Raw genomic sequence first — 16,009 nt, forward strand, 5'->3', positions numbered from 1 at the left:
GCTAAGATTGACTTAGTTGTGGAAATGTTGGAAGGGAAGTGACGGGAGCAAGGAAAGAGGTTTTCTATGACTATATCATTTTTGGAAGAAGAGGTGATAGAACAATAGAATAGGTAGGTTATTTTTTTTGAGTTTTATTGAGAATGATAATCAATAAATCGATTGAAGTATTGTATAGTGCTTCTTATTGGGAAAGTGAAGGGTGATTATTTTTTTTGACCTTCAATGAGAATGATAATCAATGACGCTTATATTACATAAAGTAATGACAATTAAATAAAGGTAGAAGAGATTATTTTTTTCTCATAAATTGAGAAAAATTATCATTTTCAAATTATAAAACGAAAGATAAACAAGGAGGAAGTAAGCAAAATGAGAAAGTTTTCAGTATTACCCGCATTTATCATAACGTTAGTATGTATGCTAGCTTTTCTCGTAATGCCATCTGGACAAGCTTCAGCAAAATTAGCTGACGGTACTTACGATATTAACTACGTTATCAAAAAGGCGGAAGATGATTCAGCTTCAATGGCAAATGATTATTTTGAAAAACCAGCTAAGTTAGTTGTAAAAAATGGTGAGATGAGAGTACAAGTTCCAATGAATCATAGTGCTTGGATTACAGAATTTAAAGCACCAGAGAATGGTAATTTTGTTGATTCAAAAGTAATTAGCAAGGATGAAGCAGCAGATAAAAGAACGGTTGAATTTAAAGTTGATGATTTATCTAAACCGTTAGGAGTAAAAATTCATGTTGTTGTACCAAGTGCAAACTATGATCACCACTACACAATTCGTTTTGCATTTGATGCGAATGTAAAAGCTGTAGGTGGCGACAACGATGCAGCTGTTGTAACAAAAACTGATGATCAAACTAAAAAAGATGGACAAGTAAAAGAAGAGCAAAAGAAAGAAGATAGCAAAGAAACAAACAAAGATACAAATAAAGGAACAAATGAGAGTGGCAAGGCTGAAAAAACAGATAACCCAAAAACAGGTGATGATGCACGCATTGGATTATTTGCAGCGTTAGTTCTTATCTCGGGTGTTTTCTTAGTTCGTAAAGTGAAGTTAAGTAAATAAATTTTAAAAAGGAGAGTCATTCTATTGAATAGGTATTTAAAAATTGTTGTTGCAATGTTTCTAATGATTTTTACATTCGTATCAACGCTACAACCACTTGCAGTTCAAGCAGCTACAACTTTAGCTGATGGTGAGTATTCAATTGGGTTCAAAGTGTTAAAAGATACATCAGATGAAGAGTCGATGATGAATCAATATTCAGTAAGTCCAGGAACTTTAAAAGTGAAGGATGGAAAAAAGAAAGTATCCTTTACATTAAAAAATAGTTCATGGATTACGAAGTTTGAAACAGAGAAAGCAGGTCAGCTCGTTGAGACAAATGTAATTAGTGAAGATAAAGAAAAAGATACAAGAGTAGTAGAATTTGATGTGGAAGATGTAGAGAAGGTATTAAATGCGAAAGTAAAAGTAGATATTGATTTTTTAAATTATCATCATGAGTACAACGTTCGTATTGCATTTGATCAAAGTAGCATTACACCAATTCATGTAGAAAAACCAGACGAAAAAGAGGACCCAGCTAATAAGCCAGATCCAAATGAAACTACAGATCCAGGTCAGAAGCCCGACCAAAAGCCTGACCCAGATCAACAACCAAATTCTAACACAATTGCAGATGGTGAGTACAGCATTCCATTTAAAGTGTTAAAAGATAAAACAGATGAAGAATCTAAAATGAATACTTACATGGAAAATCCAGGAGTATTAAAAGTAGAAAATGGTAAGAAAAAAGCAATCGTAACACTAAAAAGTAGCTCATTAATTAAAAATTTCCAAACAGAAAACGCTGGTGCATTTGTTGATGCAAAAGTAGTGAGTGAAGATAAAGAAAAAGATACAAGAGTAGTAGAGTTTGAAGTAGCCGATTTATCAAAAAAACTAAACACAAAAGTATTCATCGAGATGGCATCAAAAAATTACAAGCAAACGCATGACGTACAACTTGTATTTGAGCAAGACAAACTTGAACCAATTAAAAGTGGAGATAAAAAACCAGATGGAGATAAGCAACCAGGTGGAGACAAACAACCAGATGCTGAAACAATTAAAGATGGCGAATACAACATTAATTTTAAAGTGTTAAAAGATAAAACTGAAGAAATTTCAATGATGAACACGTACACGAAGAGTCCAGGTGTGTTAAAAGTGAAAGATGGCAAAAAGTATGTATCCTTCACATTAACGAATAGCTCATGGATTACAAAGTTTGAGTTTGAGAAAAATAATTCGTTTGTTAATGCAAGTGTATTAAGTGAGGATTCGAAAGCTGATACAAGAGTAGTGGAAGTAGAAGTAGCCGATTTATCGAAAAAATTGAATGCGAAAGTGAAAGTAGATATTGATTCAATGAATTACCATCATTTCTATGATATTCAATTTGCATTTGATAAAGACAGCATCCAGCCTTTAGACAACCAAGGTGGAAATGACAACCAAGGCGGAAACAACAACCAAGGTGGAAATAACAATCAAGACAATAACATAACAATTGATCCAAATGCTCTTAAAGATGGTGAATACAGTATCGGTTTTAAAGTGTTAAAAGATAAAACTGAAGAAATTTCAATGATGAACACATATACGAAGAGTCCAGGCGTATTAAAAGTGAAAGATGGTAAGAAGTATGTATCCTTCACATTAACGAATAGCTCATGGATTACAAAGTTTGAGTTTGAAAAGAATGGCGCGTTCGTCGATGCAAAAGTATTAGGTACAAGTAAAGAGCAAGATACAAGAGTAGTAGAAGTGGAAGTAGATGATTTATCGAAAAAGCTAAATGCAAAAGTGAAAGTAGATATCGATGCGATGAACTATCACCATGTCTACGATATTCAATTTGCATTTGATAAAGGTAGTATTAAAGCTTTAGGTAATCAGGGCGGAAACAACAACCAAGATGGTAACGGTAACCAAGGTGGAAACAACAACCAAGATGGTAACGGTAACCAAGGTGGAAACAATAATCAAGGCGGAAATAATAACAAAAATGGACACGTAACAGTTGATCCGAAAAATTTAAAAGACGGTCAATATGATATTGCTTTTAAAGTGTTAAAAGATAAAACGGATGAGATTTCAATGATGAATCAATACGTTGTAAATCCAGCGAGATTAACAGTAAAAGATGGCAAAAAATATGTTGCGGTGACACTAAAAGATAGTGCGTGGATTACGAAATTCCAAACAGAAAACGCTGGTGCATTTGTTGATGCAAAAGTAGTAAGTGAAGATAAAAATGCAAATACGAGAGTAGTAGAATTTGAGATTGATGATTTATTTACGAAATTAAATGCGAAAGTAAAAGTAGATATCGATTCAATGAACTACCATCATTTCTATGACGTACAAATTCAATTTGATACAAATAGTATTGGTGCAGTAGGAACTATTAAAGAGGATCCAAAAAACGATCCGAAGAATGATCCGAAAAATCCAGTGATTACACCGAAAGTAGACAATGTAAAAACAATCAGTAATCCTGATTTTAATCGAAATGCAGACGGTAAGAAGAAAAACGATGCTACAGATAATGGTGCAAAAAAAGAGAAAAACTCAAAAACTGCAGATACAGCACAACTTGGTTTATATATGGTGCTACTATTAGGTTCACTTGCTTTATTAGTTCGTAAATATAGAGCAGGTAGACTGTAAAATTTGGAGTCTTGATGCATGAAACCATGCATCAAGACTCGTTTCATATTGTACTGGAAGGAGTGGTGATTGAGAGTGAAGAAAATCACGAGTGTATTCATGGCTATCATTCTTTTATTTAGTATAGCTGGGTGCTCATCACCAAAAAAAGAAACGGTTAAAAAAGTAAAGAGTAATAGTGAGGAACGTGTTATTGCAACGACAGTTGCTGTGACTGAAATTATGGATGCGTTAGAAGTAGATTTAGTTGGTGTTCCAACTAGTTATAAAACATTACCGAAGCGTTATAAAGGTTTACCGGATGTTGGAAATCCGATGAGTCCTGATATGGAAAAAGTAAAATCAATGAAACCATCAGAAGTATTATCTGTTACGACGCTTGAATATGAGTTGAAGCCAGTTTTTAATGAAGCGGGCATTAAAACAAACTTTTTAAATTTAACGAGTTTAAAAAACATGCAAAACTCAATTACAGAACTGGGTAAAAAATATGGGCGTGAGAAACAGGCTGAAGCAGTCGTAACAAAGTTTGATAAAAAGGTTGCAGACATTCAAAAACAAGTAAAAGGGAAGAAAGAACCGACAGTCCTTATTTTACTTGGTGTACCAGGTAGTTACTTAGTAGCGACGGAACACTCTTATATTGGGGATTTAGTAAAACAATTAGGTGGTAAAAATATCGTACAAGGTGAAAAAGTAGAGTATTTAGCTTCTAATACGGAGTACTTAAAGAAAGCTGATCCAGATATTATTTTACGTGCAGCACATGGTATGCCAGATGAAGTTGTGAAAATGTTTGATAAGGAATTTAAAACGAACGATATTTGGAAGCATTTTGCCGCGGTTAAAAATAATAGAGTGTACGATTTAGAAGAGCGTTTATTTGGAACAACAGGGAATTTAGCAGCTATAGAGGCGTTAGATGAACTAAAGAAAATGATGTATCCATGATACATCTCATAAATAAAGGAAGATTACGATGAATAAAAAAAATTGGAGTTTTTTCATAGTTACTGTATTACTCGTTGTGATGACTACTATTTCGGCAGTGAAAGGGAGTCTAGAAGTTGGAGTTTTTGAGCTTTTACAAGGTATATTTACAGGGACGAATGAAGATGTTGAAGTAATAAAGGATTTACGTTTTCCACGTATTATCATTGCACTTTTCACTGGAGCAGCGCTTGCTGTTTCTGGTGTGCTCTTCCAAGCTGTTATGAAAAATCCACTTGCGGATGCTGGGGTTATCGGGATATCTTCAGGGGCCAGTTTTATGACGCTTGTTATCATTACGCTATTTCCTCAGTTCTTTTTCTGGACACCACTATTCGCATTTTTAGGCGGAGCGTTTGCTTGTTATCTCGTTTATTCGTTTTCTTGGAAATCAGGTTTAAGTCCGCTGCGCATCATTTTAATCGGTATAGCAATTAATGCGATGTTTACTGGTTTAAATGAATCTTTCGTTACGATTTGCGGATATTTCATTAAAAGCATTAAACAGACGACAACATCTAATATAACGATGAAGACATGGAGCGATGTGGAAGTACTTGTTACATATGGATCGATCGGCCTTATACTTGCACTGTTTGTAGGGGCATGGTGTAATTTATTATCTTTACAAGATAAAACGGCTAAAAACCTTGGACTTCATGTGACGAGGGTACGCCTTATTATTTCTGCCATTGCTGTCCTGTTAGCAGCTGTATCAACTGCGATTGCGGGCGTTATCGCTTTCGTTGGATTACTTATCCCACATATTTCAAGGCAATTGGTTGGATCAGATCATAAAGTACTTATTCCGTTTTCAGCCCTTGCAGGTGCGTTATTAATTTTAACGGCAGACACAATCGGTAGGCTAATCGTACCGCCTAATGAAATTCCAGCGGCAACGATTATGGCAGTTATCGGTGGTCCGTTCTTAATATTCTTGCTTAGAAAGAGTGATCGAGTTCATGGAAATTAAAAATGTAACCTTTTCTTATGATAATGTAACGGATCGTTTAAAGTCTGTTAGTAGTGAGATAGAGGTTGGGAAAATTACAACAATTATTGGTCCAAATGGTTGTGGGAAATCAACATTACTAGGTGTTATGTCGCGAAATCATAATCCCCGTAGCGGGGAAGTAATGCTAGATGGGAAAGCTATTAGCCAGTATAAGCCGAAAGAATTTGCTAGAAAGCTAGCGGTCGTTCATCAGCAAAATGAGGCGCCATCAGATATTACAGTTGAGAAATTGACAAGTTTTGGGCGTATGCCATATAAAAATATTTTTTCTACACAAAGTGATGAGGATAGCGAAGCAATCGAAAGAGCATTGACGTGTACGAGACTACAAGATAAGCGTGATAAGCCAATACATTCATTATCTGGTGGAGAAAGGCAACGTGTTTGGATTGCGATGACTTTAGCGCAAAATACGCCCATGCTGTTCTTAGACGAACCAACGACGTATTTAGATATCTATTATCAGCTTGAAATATTAGAGTTAGTGAAAGAGTTAAATGAAGTACATGGTTTAACGATTGTTATGGTATTACATGACATTAATCAAGCAATCCGTTATAGCGATCATATTATCGTTATGAAAGATGGAGAAATTGTGATGAAGGGTAAGCCAGGTGAAGTCGTAACGGAAGATATGATTAAGACGATATATGGTGTAGACGTTGTTGTAAAGCACGATGAGGATACAGGATTGTATATGGTACCAATGGGAATTTAAAGGCTGAGCATAATCCGTTTTGAGGTGATAATTTGAATAGTAAGAAAGAACGGAAAAAGAATTCTTTTTTCAACGAATACTTACAATTGTATTTTTAGGAATCTTTTTCTATTCAATGTATGAATTGGGTGGGATTTTCATGGATTATTATGAAAATCGTAAAGTAATGGCTGAGGCGCAACATATTTATAAGAGAAGTCCAATGGAAGAAAAATCAGAAGATGGGGAGGTACGTAAACAGTTTCAAGCTCTCCAAAAAATCAACCCAGAAATAGTTGGATGGATTACGATGGATGATACGCAAATTAATTATCCAATCGTTCAAGCGAAGGATAATGATTATTATTTATTTCGTAATTACAAAGGTGAAGATATGAGAGCGGGAAGTATTTTTATGGACCATCGTAATGATGTGAAATCTCAAAATCGAAATACGATTTTATATGGTCATCGTATGAAGGACGGTTCTATGTTTGGGAGTTTAAAAAAGATGTTGGATGAAGATTTCTTCATGTCCCATCGTAAATTGTATTACGATACATTATTTGAAGGATACGACGTTGAAGTGTTTTCAGTATATACGACAACGACGGACTTTTATTACATTGAAACGGATTTTGAAAGCGATGCAGCATATACAGCGTTCTTAAAGCAAATTCAAGATAAATCACTTTACAAAACGGATACGGAATTGACGGCTAATGATGAAATTGTAACACTTTCTACATGTGACTATGCGCTTGATCCAGAGGCTGGAAGGTTAGTTGTACATGCAAAATTAGTGAAAAGAAATTAAAGAAAAAAGTATAGAATATGAGGAGCGTTATCACTCCTCATATTCTATACTTTAAAAAAACGATTTTTACTGTGCAGCAGCCATTGGCATACGTACAATCTTAACATCATAGTAAGCTATTTTATTATCAAGAATAAAGTCTGGTCGCCCACCTTGATGTGAGTGAGCATCTTTAAAGGCAGAGCTCTTTGTCCAGCCTTGAAAATCTTCTTTTGCATTCCAACGAGTGCTAATTGTTACTTCATCGTAATCAACTGTATTTTGTGTTAAAAGAACTTCTAGGCCTAAAAAGCCAGGCATTGTTTCGACTTTACCTACTTTATTAAAACGCTCAATTAATTTATGTCCATTGCCCTTCGTAATTTTAGTTGTATTTGTAACAATAATCATGTTTATTCCTCCTATATAGATCACTTTATTTTCGAGAACTCATATACATTAAATGATAATGAAAATCATTATCATTGTCAATAGTAATTATGAAATATACAATTTTTTTGGTTATTGTGGATAGGAAGATGTTTACTTTAAAAGTTAGTAAATGTATAGCGGTTTGCGAGAGTATGAGCTAGTTGTACTAGCAAAGCAATAATATGGTATAGTGAAACGAGGCTGTTTTTCAGCCTCGTTTTTAAATGCTTCCTGTTAATAGAAAGCATTCAAATGGAAAGGAAGACATTACATGCGATCTGAAGTAATTATAAAAATAAAACCGAAATTCATAAAAGAAATTAAAAGTGGATACCCGCTTATTTTAAAAGATGCAATTCAAAATTTAAATGATGTCCGAGAAGAAGGGACTATTATTAAAGTAGTAGATGAAAAGAACCAATTCATCGGAAAAGGCTATTATGGAAAGCAAAATAAAGGATACGGTTGGATTTTAACGAGAAAAGAGAAAGAGCAAATTAATCAGGATTTCTTTGAAAGTAAAATCAAATCTGCTTTACATAAACGAAAACATTTTTATAAGTCAAATGATACAACGGCATTCCGTGCCCTAAATGGTGAGGGAGACGGCCTTGGCGGTTTAATTATCGATTATTATGATGGTTATTACGTAATAAGTTGGTATAGTGAAGGGATTTATACTTTCCGCGATGAAATCGTAGCAGCGCTTCAAAAAGTAGCAAACTTTAAAGGTATCTATGAGAAAAAGCGTTTTGATACGAAAGGGAAATACATTGAAGGTGATGATTTCGTAGCAGGAGAGCGCGGTGAGTTCCCGCTTATCGTAAAAGAAAACGGTGTAAACTTTGCTGTATATTTAAATGACGGAGCGATGGTTGGCGTATTTTTAGATCAGCGTAACGTTCGAAAACAAATTCGTGATAAATATGCAAAGGGAAGAACTATGTTAAATATGTTCTCTTATACAGGTGCTTTCTCTGTATTTGCAGCGCTTGGTGGGGCGAGCAAAACAACGAGTGTTGACCTTGCAAATCGTAGTTTAAGTAAAACGATTGAGCAGTTTAGTGTAAATGAAATTGATTACGAAGCACAAGATATTATCGTAGAAGATGTATTTCTTTACTTTAAATATGCAGCTAAGAAAAAGATGAAGTTTGATATGGTTGTACTAGATCCACCAAGCTTTGCACGTTCAAAAAAATATACATTTAGCGCAGCGAAAGACTATAAAAATTTATTAAAAGAAACAATTGCCATTACAGAAAATAACGGTATTATCGTTGCTTCTACAAATTGTAGTGCATTCGATATGAAAAAGTTTAAAGGCTTCATTGATACAGCATTTAAAGAAATGAATGGCAAATATAAAATATTAGAAGAACATTCTTTACCAGAAGATTTCCGTACAATCGATCAGTTTAAAGAGGGAGACTATTTAAAAGTAGTTTTCATCGAGAAAATTAAAGGTTAATAAAGAAAAAGGAGCTCGAGTTTACTTGAGCTCCTTTTCTTATTGAATAATATTTCGTACTCTACCGACTTGCCCATCTTGTAATCGTACTTTAATTCCGTGTGGATGAGATGGTGAGTTTGTTAAAATATCTTTTACAATTCCTCTTGTTAGCTTGCCAGTTCGTTGATCTTGTTTTAATACAATATCAACTTCAAGACCTGGCGCGATGTTAGATCGTTTTTGCCCGTTCATTTATACACCTGTACGTCTACGTTGGTTGTTTGTTTTCTTTGTTTGTTGGTTTTGTAATTTTTTTGTTGCTTGGCTTTGGTTTGTATTATTTGAATTATTTCCATTTCCTTGCTTTTTCTTTGCAAGTTGTTCGCGCATTAAATCAGCTAAGCTTACTTTTTTGTTTTCTGACATGATAAGTCTCCTTTATATAAAGTTAATTATGAACAATCGTAGTGAATTTCATCATATCATTGTTAAGGAAGGAAGGGAAGTTGGTTTGAAAATTCAAATAATTATTTCCAGTCTTTAGCAGTTACGATACAATTAAATTGTTAATGTTTGTAAAAAAGGGGGTAGGCATATGTCACATCATATTTTATTAGTTGAAGACGATAATTCAATTCAAGAGATGGTGGGGAAATATTTAATGAAGGAAGGCTTTCAAGTTACAATCGCGTCCGATGGAGAAGAAGGGGTACAGGATTTTTTTAAATCATCCTTTGATTTAGTTATCCTCGATATAATGATGCCGAAGTTAGATGGATTAGAAGTTGTACGTATTATTCGCGAGAAGAGTGCAGTTCCGATTTTAATGATGTCAGCAAAAGATACAGATGTTGATAAAGCTGTTGGATTAGGTCTTGGTGCGGATGATTATATTTGTAAGCCATTTTCTATGATTGAATTGGCTGCACGTGTAAAAGCAGGTATTCGGAGGTCTACGAAATATTCGGCCGCAGAAACAACAGAAAAAATGATTCAGATTGGTGAATTAACGATTGATCCAATTAATTTTACTGTGGAAAAAAACGGGAAGCCTCTCAAACTTACTTTAAAAGAATTTGAGATTTTAAAACTGTTCGTAAAGAATCAAAATCGTGTATTTACGAAAGCACAAATATATACGTTAGTTTGGAATGAAGAGTATTACGGTGATGATAATGTTATTAATGTTCATATGAGAAGATTGCGTGAGAAAATCGAAAGTGATCCATCTAATCCAGAATATATTAAAACGTTATGGGGAATCGGCTATAAGCTGGAAATGATGTAATATGGTCAATCTGTTAATGGGCATTATTTTTATATTGTTATGTGTCATTTACGTACAATATAAAATGAGAAAAACTAGTAGCAAAAATTTACGATACACATATGAAAAGTTAGAAGATATTGTACATGAAAAAACAGGCGAGAAGTTACTCGTTATGACAGATGATCTAGAATTACAAAAGTTGTTAGTGGCGATTAATCATTTATTAGATGCAAAGCAGAAAACGAATGCAGATCATGCAAAAGTAGAAATTTCGATGAGAAAAATGCTTTCAAATATTTCACATGATTTAAAAACACCACTAACAGTTATTCTTGGATATACAGAAATGTTAAATAAGGATAAAACAATGAGTGAAGAAGAACAGCGAATATTACTTGAAAAGGTGCATGTGAAAACGCTGGAAGTGATGGAACTGATTCATAAGTTTTTTGATTTGGCAAAATTAGAATCTGGTGACAAAGCAATCGAGATGACAAAAGTAAATATGAATGAAGTTTGTCGCGAAAAGATTTTATCTTTTTATGATTTAGTGACGTCGAAAGGTTTTCAGGTTCATATTGATATACCAGAAAGAAATATATATGCACTTGGAAATACGGAAGTATTAGGCAGAGTGTTAAATAATTTAATATCAAATGCGATTACATATGGGGACGATGGAAAGACACTCGGTATGACTTTAAGAGATGATGAAACGAACGTGTATATAGACGTATGGGATACAGGAAAAGGAATTGATGAATCTCATATTGATAAAGTGTTTGAGCGTATGTACACACTTGAAGATTCGAGAAATAGATTGTACCAAGGAAGCGGTCTAGGGTTAACGATTACGAAAAGACTTGTGGAAGCGATGGATGGAAAAATTCATCTTTCTAGTAAGCCGTATGAAAAAACAATTTTTACAGTTGTATTAAAAAAGATGCAGTTTTAGCTTGTAGAGAAGTAGATTCTACAAGCTTTTTTGAACGTAAGGAATTTGTAAGAAACGGGTAAGAAAAAAGAGATTTCCGTTGTCTATTATAGAAATATAGAGTAGTGCGAAAGGGGAAAGTGACATGACATATATATTAAAAACGAATCAGCTGACGAAAGTGTTCGAAGGAAAAGAAGTCATTTCTAGTGTTAATATGCATGTGAAAAGAGGAGAGATTTACGGTTTTTTAGGACCGAACGGTGCAGGTAAAACAACGATTATGAAAATGATTACGAATTTAATAAAACCGACGAGCGGGGATATTGAAATTTTCGGTGAGAAGTTAACAGATACATCTTATGAAGTGTTAAAAAGAATGGGAACAATTATTGAATATCCGGTTTTTTATGAGAAGCTAACAGCGAAAGAAAACTTAGAATTACATTGTGAATATATGGGCTATTACGATAAAAATGCAATTGATCATGCTTTGAATTTAGTGAAATTGCACGGCATAGACAATAAAAAAGTAAAAGATTTTTCATTAGGGATGAAACAGCGACTTGGTATTGCAAGGGCGATCATGACAAAACCAGAGCTACTCATTTTAGATGAGCCAATTAACGGTTTAGATCCAATTGGTATTAAAGAATTACGAGATTTATTTAAAATGCTCTGCAAAGAATATGGCATTACTTTATTAGTTTCTAGTCATATTTTAGGCGAGATGGAACAAATGGCAGATACAATTGGTGTTATTCAAAATGGGAAACTAATAAAAGAAGTTTCAATGAAGAGTATTAATGGAAAACAAACAGAGTACATTGAAATCACTGTTCTTGATGTAAAACGTGCAGCTTATATTTTAGAAGATAAACTCGGTATAAAAAATTACAAAATAATGAGTGGAAATATGATTCGTGTGTATGAATTGAAGGTGACGCAGCAAGCCATTTCAAAAGCACTCATTATGAACGATATAGAGATAGAAAGTATTAATAAGAAACATAGTTCCTTAGAAGAGTATTTCTTAAATGTAATGGATGGAGAAGGCATTCATGCTTAATGGAGGTGGCTTATATGTTTAAACTAATGAAGCTCGAATGGAAGAAACATCAACTATCTAGTTACTTTAAAGGGGTAACGATTTGTATTATAGCAATTTTTGTTGCAGTAAGCCTTATGGGGTTAGGAGTGAAAGGTGAAGTAGATGCGGCGCTCACTGATTTTACAAAATATATGACTTTAGCAAACATCTTTATTAGGATGACATTTCTTATTTTTAGTTCGGTCATTTTATCACGTTTAGTAATTGATGAGTATAAGAACAAAACAATGCAACTATTGTTTATGTATCCATTGCAAAGGAAAATGTTAATGAGAGCGAAATTAACAATCGTTTTTAGTTTTTGTTTTGTGAGCATGATTATTGCTACTTTCACTATTAGTTTGCTCATACTTTTTATGAATCCAATGATGGGAGTAGTTGAAACGCCTGTTACGATGGGTGAAATAATAGCTACCGTTCCAGCTACTTTTATAAATGCATTTATGATATCTGGTATAAGTTTAATTCCTTTATTTTTTGGGATGAGAAAGAAATCGGCACCGACAACGATTACTTCTGCAGTAATAATTGGGATGATAATGAACAGTAACATTGGAAACAATCAAGTAAGTTTTTATAACTTTATAGCTATCCCAATAGTGCTCTGTTTATTAGGGATTTTTATTAGTTATCTTTCGTATCGCAAAATCGACAAGATTGATGTGGCGTAAAGCAAGCGTAAAACAACGACGAACTGGGGTATGAATAGTGAAGAAAATGATAGTAATTGCTATTTTATTTCTTACAATTGCTATTTTATTTCTTACAATTGCTAGTGTGATTTTTGGTTTTAAGTAAAACAGGGGCAATCTATATTGATTAAGTCTTAATCGGGAGGAGGACCATAATGCTACGTCTTATGAAGCTAGAACTGAAGAAATTTAAGCTCGGATGGTACGTGAAGAGAGCAGTTATTGCAAATATTGTTATACTGGCATTATTGATCTTTGTTAGTATCGTTTCTCAAATAGAAGGAGATCCAGAAATAAGGGATCCACAGGCGATTTTGTTAATGGCTAGTGCATTAGTAAGAGCAACATTTATTATTTTTGGTGGTGTATTAATAGCCAAATTAATAATTGATGAATATAAAAACAAAACAATATTATTGATGTTTTCTTATCCAATTAATCGAAAGAAAATAATGATTAGCAAGTTGGCTATTACAGCAATAGTAACATTCATAACAGTTATTTTATCCAATATTTTTGTAGTAGGAATTTTCTTTGGAATAGATAGTTATTTTTCGATTCTTCCTAATCCATTCACAGTAGATCAATTGATGCAAGAAGGAATAAACCTGGTTCCTTTAGCGATTGCAACTGCGGGAATAAGTTTAATTCCTCTATACTTTGGAATGCGTAAACATTCGGTGCCGACTACAATTGTTTCATCTATTATCGTTGTATTAGTGGCAATTAATAACCAGCCAATGTTTCCTATAGCGACTTTTCTTCCTCTTCAACTAGCATTTGCAGCGATTGGAGTTGCGATTGCATATTACGGAATTAAAAATATAGAGGGGGAAGATGTAACAGTGTGACAAGAATAAGAAAAAAGAGTTGGCGTTACACCAACTCTTTTTTTGTATATGTATGTTTCGTTACTACTCTTTAAATTTGTAGTGTTTACTTAAATACTCTTGAACTCCTGGAGAAATGTTAAAGTTATTAGGACCTTTATATTCGATAGTAAACTCTCCATCTTCACTTGTTTCAAAGGCGATTGCATAGCTATCCATTTTCGAATCGTAAGAAGTATTTTTGACTTTCGCGTCTAGATTAAAGTATTTTGTAATATAATTTTTTGATTCTGCAATTGCTGTTTGTTTTTTCCAAGGGGTACCATAATATGTGAAATAAAGAGATACACTGATAACTCCAATAATAGAAGTTAGTAAAACAGTTCTTATTGCTATTTTTTTATTTTTTGTATTCAATTTGGTTGCCCCTCCTCATAATATGTATTCATTTTAACTTATTTTTTCCATAAAACAACCATTTATTAAAAATAGTTTCACATGAAACAAGTTACAGAAAAAGACAAAGTGAAACCATTTATCAAGACCTAAAATGAAAAAAGTTAGATAAATTAAAAGACATTACATATTTTATATGACTAATATGTAATGTCCTTTCTTATTTAACTAAAGCACCCGTTACTTTAAGTACATTTATTCACAATTCTCTTCTTTTAAACAAATTTCGATGAATTCAAAAATATTCTTTGCCTTAATAGCACGTCTTCCCCAATCATGGTAAAAGTATAAAACTTGTCCTGACACTCCAACTTCAGATGGATCTGTGTCAATGCAAAGATAATCTCCGCCACCATTTTCTGCAATTGGAATCCACTTAGAATTCCAAAGATCTGGTTTAAGCTCTTTTTCAATATCTGGCTCTAAATCATCATCAGGATCGAATTCTTCCTGTAAAAATCTCCAATTATTGATAATTTCAGAAGTAGGGGACAGAGTCAAATTCCTTACAAATGGATTCACCCCGGGTTCCCAAGTTTGTCCGTTATACACTCTGTAAAAGCTCTTCATTTCTTCAGGGAGTGTAACCCCCAGTGTATCCTCAATAAGTTGAAACTCTTCATCACTTGCACCTGGCTGAAGATTTAATGATTCTTTAAAGTTACCTTCAGAATTTGATCCTCTTTCGATAATACGTTGCCACAACCATTCAGCTTGATTTATCATGCTATTTATCCTCCTCTTACGTCTTAAACATAATACCTTCACTACAGTGATTGTTTAGTAAATTTTAATCTTATTCAAAATCAAATTCTCATTTCTTCTTACACAAATAAATTTTACCATAAAGATCTATTGTTCTAGTTCAACTATCCTATGTTGTTGTAGTAATAAATGATAAGCTTGTTCGCGAGTCGAATAGGAAAGGAGAACACCTTTCTCTTTATAATAGATATTGAACTATATTTTCAATATCTGTATAACTAATCTAATATGTATAAGAAAAGAGGATATATGCTCATATATTGAACATAATATCCTCTTCTTAGTTTAGTCTATTTAACGTGAACACCTTGTTTTTTTGTCGTTACATTTTAGGAGCTTCCATTCCAGCCACAGCCCATTCTTCTTTTGCAGGGCCGTATACGCCAGGAACGGTTAAGCCAGCTTGTCGCATTAAAACCGTCATTTGTCCGCGGTGATGATTTTGATGATTAATAAGTGTCATTAAAAATATAGAATTCGGCATAGGACGGCCAAAGAAGTCATTAATAGTAGCCAAGTCTTTATCGGTCCATGCACTTTGAAGTGCTTCAACAAAAGCTGCATTCACTTTACGATATTCATCTGCAATTGTTTTTGCTGAAGTTGGCACAGGATAATCTTTTGTTTCTCCTTCAAACTTTAGTCCTGTTCCAGATAGCATAACTGGAATTGCCGTAACGATATGCCAAGCAACTCGTCCTAAATTCCAATGTCCAGGCGCAATTTCTTGTGATAAAGATTTATCCGTTAATGCATTGAGCATTTTCTGAGTAGCCTCAGCTTCGTATTTCCATGATTGTAGAAAGCCTTCAATTGTTTGGTACATATTTATC

At 33.7% G+C, this 16,009-nt stretch carries 17 protein-coding genes and 1 pseudogene; 12 read left to right on the forward strand and 6 right to left on the reverse strand.

Annotated features, from left to right (window positions below; all coding sequences use genetic code 11):
* Positions 1 to 372 precede the first annotated feature (372 nt).
* The 6 genes and pseudogenes from isdC to srtB all read left to right on the forward strand — a co-directional run bounded on the left by isdC (position 373) and on the right by srtB (position 7,254).
* Positions 373 to 1,083 carry a heme uptake protein IsdC gene (isdC, locus tag COC96_RS12780; protein WP_098768893.1) on the forward strand — a complete coding sequence of 237 codons (711 nt, stop codon included), beginning with the start codon at positions 373 to 375 and terminating at the stop codon, positions 1,081 to 1,083.
* A gap of 24 nt (positions 1,084 to 1,107) precedes the next feature.
* A complete protein-coding gene (locus tag COC96_RS12785) occupies positions 1,108 to 3,735 on the forward strand; it encodes an NEAT domain-containing protein (RefSeq protein ID WP_098768894.1) in 2,628 nt (875 codons plus the stop codon).
* Between the two features lie 69 nt (positions 3,736 to 3,804).
* Complete coding sequence (gene isdE, locus COC96_RS12790) at positions 3,805 to 4,686, forward strand: heme ABC transporter substrate-binding protein IsdE (protein WP_142339998.1); 882 nt, start codon at positions 3,805 to 3,807, stop codon at positions 4,684 to 4,686.
* A gap of 28 nt (positions 4,687 to 4,714) precedes the next feature.
* A complete protein-coding gene (locus COC96_RS12795) occupies positions 4,715 to 5,698 on the forward strand; it encodes a FecCD family ABC transporter permease (protein WP_098768896.1) in 984 nt (327 codons plus the stop codon).
* Complete coding sequence (locus COC96_RS12800; RefSeq protein ID WP_098768897.1) at positions 5,688 to 6,458, forward strand: ABC transporter ATP-binding protein; 771 nt, start codon at positions 5,688 to 5,690, stop codon at positions 6,456 to 6,458. Before COC96_RS12795 ends, COC96_RS12800 begins: the two co-directional genes overlap by 11 nt.
* Positions 6,459 to 6,490: 32 nt before the next feature.
* Positions 6,491 to 7,254, forward strand: a pseudogene (gene srtB / locus COC96_RS12805) (class B sortase).
* 66 nt (positions 7,255 to 7,320) lie between these two features.
* Here srtB and isdG read toward each other — a convergent pair.
* A complete protein-coding gene (isdG, locus tag COC96_RS12810) occupies positions 7,321 to 7,644 on the reverse strand; it encodes a heme oxygenase (protein ID WP_098268801.1) in 324 nt (107 codons plus the stop codon).
* A 292-nt stretch (positions 7,645 to 7,936) separates the two neighbouring features.
* Here isdG and COC96_RS12815 point away from each other — a divergent pair, with 292 nt between their 5' ends.
* Positions 7,937 to 9,136, forward strand: coding sequence for a class I SAM-dependent rRNA methyltransferase (locus COC96_RS12815; RefSeq protein WP_098768899.1), 1,200 nt, complete (start codon positions 7,937 to 7,939; stop codon positions 9,134 to 9,136).
* Between the two features lie 39 nt (positions 9,137 to 9,175).
* Here COC96_RS12815 and COC96_RS12820 read toward each other — a convergent pair whose 3' ends face one another.
* Positions 9,176 to 9,370 carry a YwbE family protein gene (locus tag COC96_RS12820; RefSeq protein WP_098268799.1) on the reverse strand — a complete coding sequence of 65 codons (195 nt, stop codon included), beginning with the start codon at positions 9,368 to 9,370 and terminating at the stop codon, positions 9,176 to 9,178.
* Positions 9,371 to 9,544, reverse strand: a complete 174-nt coding sequence (locus COC96_RS27570; protein ID WP_098268798.1) for a hypothetical protein — start codon at positions 9,542 to 9,544, stop codon at positions 9,371 to 9,373.
* Positions 9,545 to 9,713: 169 nt separating this feature from the next.
* Here COC96_RS27570 and COC96_RS12830 point away from each other — a divergent pair, with 169 nt between their 5' ends.
* From COC96_RS12830 to COC96_RS12850, 5 genes are all read left to right on the forward strand, one after another.
* Positions 9,714 to 10,406 (forward strand): response regulator transcription factor, encoded by a 693-nt coding sequence (locus tag COC96_RS12830; protein ID WP_098268797.1) that lies wholly within the window; start codon positions 9,714 to 9,716, stop codon positions 10,404 to 10,406.
* A 1-nt stretch (position 10,407) separates the two neighbouring features.
* Positions 10,408 to 11,343, forward strand: a complete 936-nt coding sequence (locus COC96_RS12835; RefSeq protein ID WP_098268796.1) for a HAMP domain-containing histidine kinase — start codon at positions 10,408 to 10,410, stop codon at positions 11,341 to 11,343.
* 124 nt (positions 11,344 to 11,467) lie between these two features.
* Positions 11,468 to 12,391, forward strand: coding sequence for an ABC transporter ATP-binding protein (locus COC96_RS12840; protein WP_098268795.1), 924 nt, complete (start codon positions 11,468 to 11,470; stop codon positions 12,389 to 12,391).
* Positions 12,392 to 12,405: 14 nt separating this feature from the next.
* Positions 12,406 to 13,104 carry an ABC transporter permease gene (locus tag COC96_RS12845; protein WP_098768900.1) on the forward strand — a complete coding sequence of 233 codons (699 nt, stop codon included), beginning with the start codon at positions 12,406 to 12,408 and terminating at the stop codon, positions 13,102 to 13,104.
* A gap of 176 nt (positions 13,105 to 13,280) precedes the next feature.
* A complete protein-coding gene (locus COC96_RS12850) occupies positions 13,281 to 13,976 on the forward strand; it encodes an ABC transporter permease (RefSeq protein ID WP_098768901.1) in 696 nt (231 codons plus the stop codon).
* Positions 13,977 to 14,039: 63 nt separating this feature from the next.
* Here the strand turns inward: COC96_RS12850 and COC96_RS12855 are convergent, their stop codons facing one another.
* The 3 genes from COC96_RS12855 to COC96_RS12865 form a co-directional block, all read right to left on the reverse strand.
* Positions 14,040 to 14,372: a YfjL-like protein gene (locus COC96_RS12855; RefSeq protein ID WP_098268792.1), complete on the reverse strand. Its 333-nt coding sequence runs from the start codon at positions 14,370 to 14,372 to the stop codon at positions 14,040 to 14,042.
* A 234-nt stretch (positions 14,373 to 14,606) separates the two neighbouring features.
* On the reverse strand, positions 14,607 to 15,137 hold the full coding sequence (locus COC96_RS12860; protein ID WP_088230772.1) for an SMI1/KNR4 family protein: 531 nt from the start codon (positions 15,135 to 15,137) through the stop codon (positions 14,607 to 14,609).
* 361 nt (positions 15,138 to 15,498) lie between these two features.
* Entirely contained in the window at positions 15,499 to 16,002 is a 504-nt protein-coding gene (locus COC96_RS12865) for a DinB family protein (protein WP_098268791.1), read from the reverse strand.
* Positions 16,003 to 16,009 lie beyond the last annotated feature (7 nt).

The sequence above is a fragment of the Bacillus cereus genome (assembly GCF_002577405.1).
Taxonomy (GTDB): Bacteria; Bacillota; Bacilli; order Bacillales; family Bacillaceae_G; genus Bacillus_A; species Bacillus_A cereus_AU.

Excerpts from the sequence above, each read along its gene's own strand:
- COC96_RS12830 (WP_098268797.1), top strand. The coding sequence starts at position 9,714 with ATGTCACATCATATTTTATTAGTTGAAGACGATAATTCAATTCAAGAG.
- COC96_RS12860 (WP_088230772.1), bottom strand. The coding sequence starts at position 15,137 with ATGATAAATCAAGCTGAATGGTTGTGGCAACGTATTATCGAAAGAGGA.
- isdG (WP_098268801.1), bottom strand. The coding sequence starts at position 7,644 with ATGATTATTGTTACAAATACAACTAAAATTACGAAGGGCAATGGACAT.
- COC96_RS12865 (WP_098268791.1), bottom strand. The coding sequence starts at position 16,002 with ATGTACCAAACAATTGAAGGCTTTCTACAATCATGGAAATACGAAGCT.
- COC96_RS12815 (WP_098768899.1), top strand. The coding sequence starts at position 7,937 with ATGCGATCTGAAGTAATTATAAAAATAAAACCGAAATTCATAAAAGAA.
- COC96_RS12835 (WP_098268796.1), top strand. The coding sequence starts at position 10,408 with ATGGTCAATCTGTTAATGGGCATTATTTTTATATTGTTATGTGTCATT.
- COC96_RS12820 (WP_098268799.1), bottom strand. The coding sequence starts at position 9,370 with ATGAACGGGCAAAAACGATCTAACATCGCGCCAGGTCTTGAAGTTGAT.
- COC96_RS27570 (WP_098268798.1), bottom strand. The coding sequence starts at position 9,544 with ATGTCAGAAAACAAAAAAGTAAGCTTAGCTGATTTAATGCGCGAACAA.
- COC96_RS12850 (WP_098768901.1), top strand. The coding sequence starts at position 13,281 with ATGCTACGTCTTATGAAGCTAGAACTGAAGAAATTTAAGCTCGGATGG.
- COC96_RS12840 (WP_098268795.1), top strand. The coding sequence starts at position 11,468 with ATGACATATATATTAAAAACGAATCAGCTGACGAAAGTGTTCGAAGGA.
- isdC (WP_098768893.1), top strand. The coding sequence starts at position 373 with ATGAGAAAGTTTTCAGTATTACCCGCATTTATCATAACGTTAGTATGT.
- COC96_RS12845 (WP_098768900.1), top strand. The coding sequence starts at position 12,406 with ATGTTTAAACTAATGAAGCTCGAATGGAAGAAACATCAACTATCTAGT.
- COC96_RS12800 (WP_098768897.1), top strand. The coding sequence starts at position 5,688 with ATGGAAATTAAAAATGTAACCTTTTCTTATGATAATGTAACGGATCGT.
- COC96_RS12795 (WP_098768896.1), top strand. The coding sequence starts at position 4,715 with ATGAATAAAAAAAATTGGAGTTTTTTCATAGTTACTGTATTACTCGTT.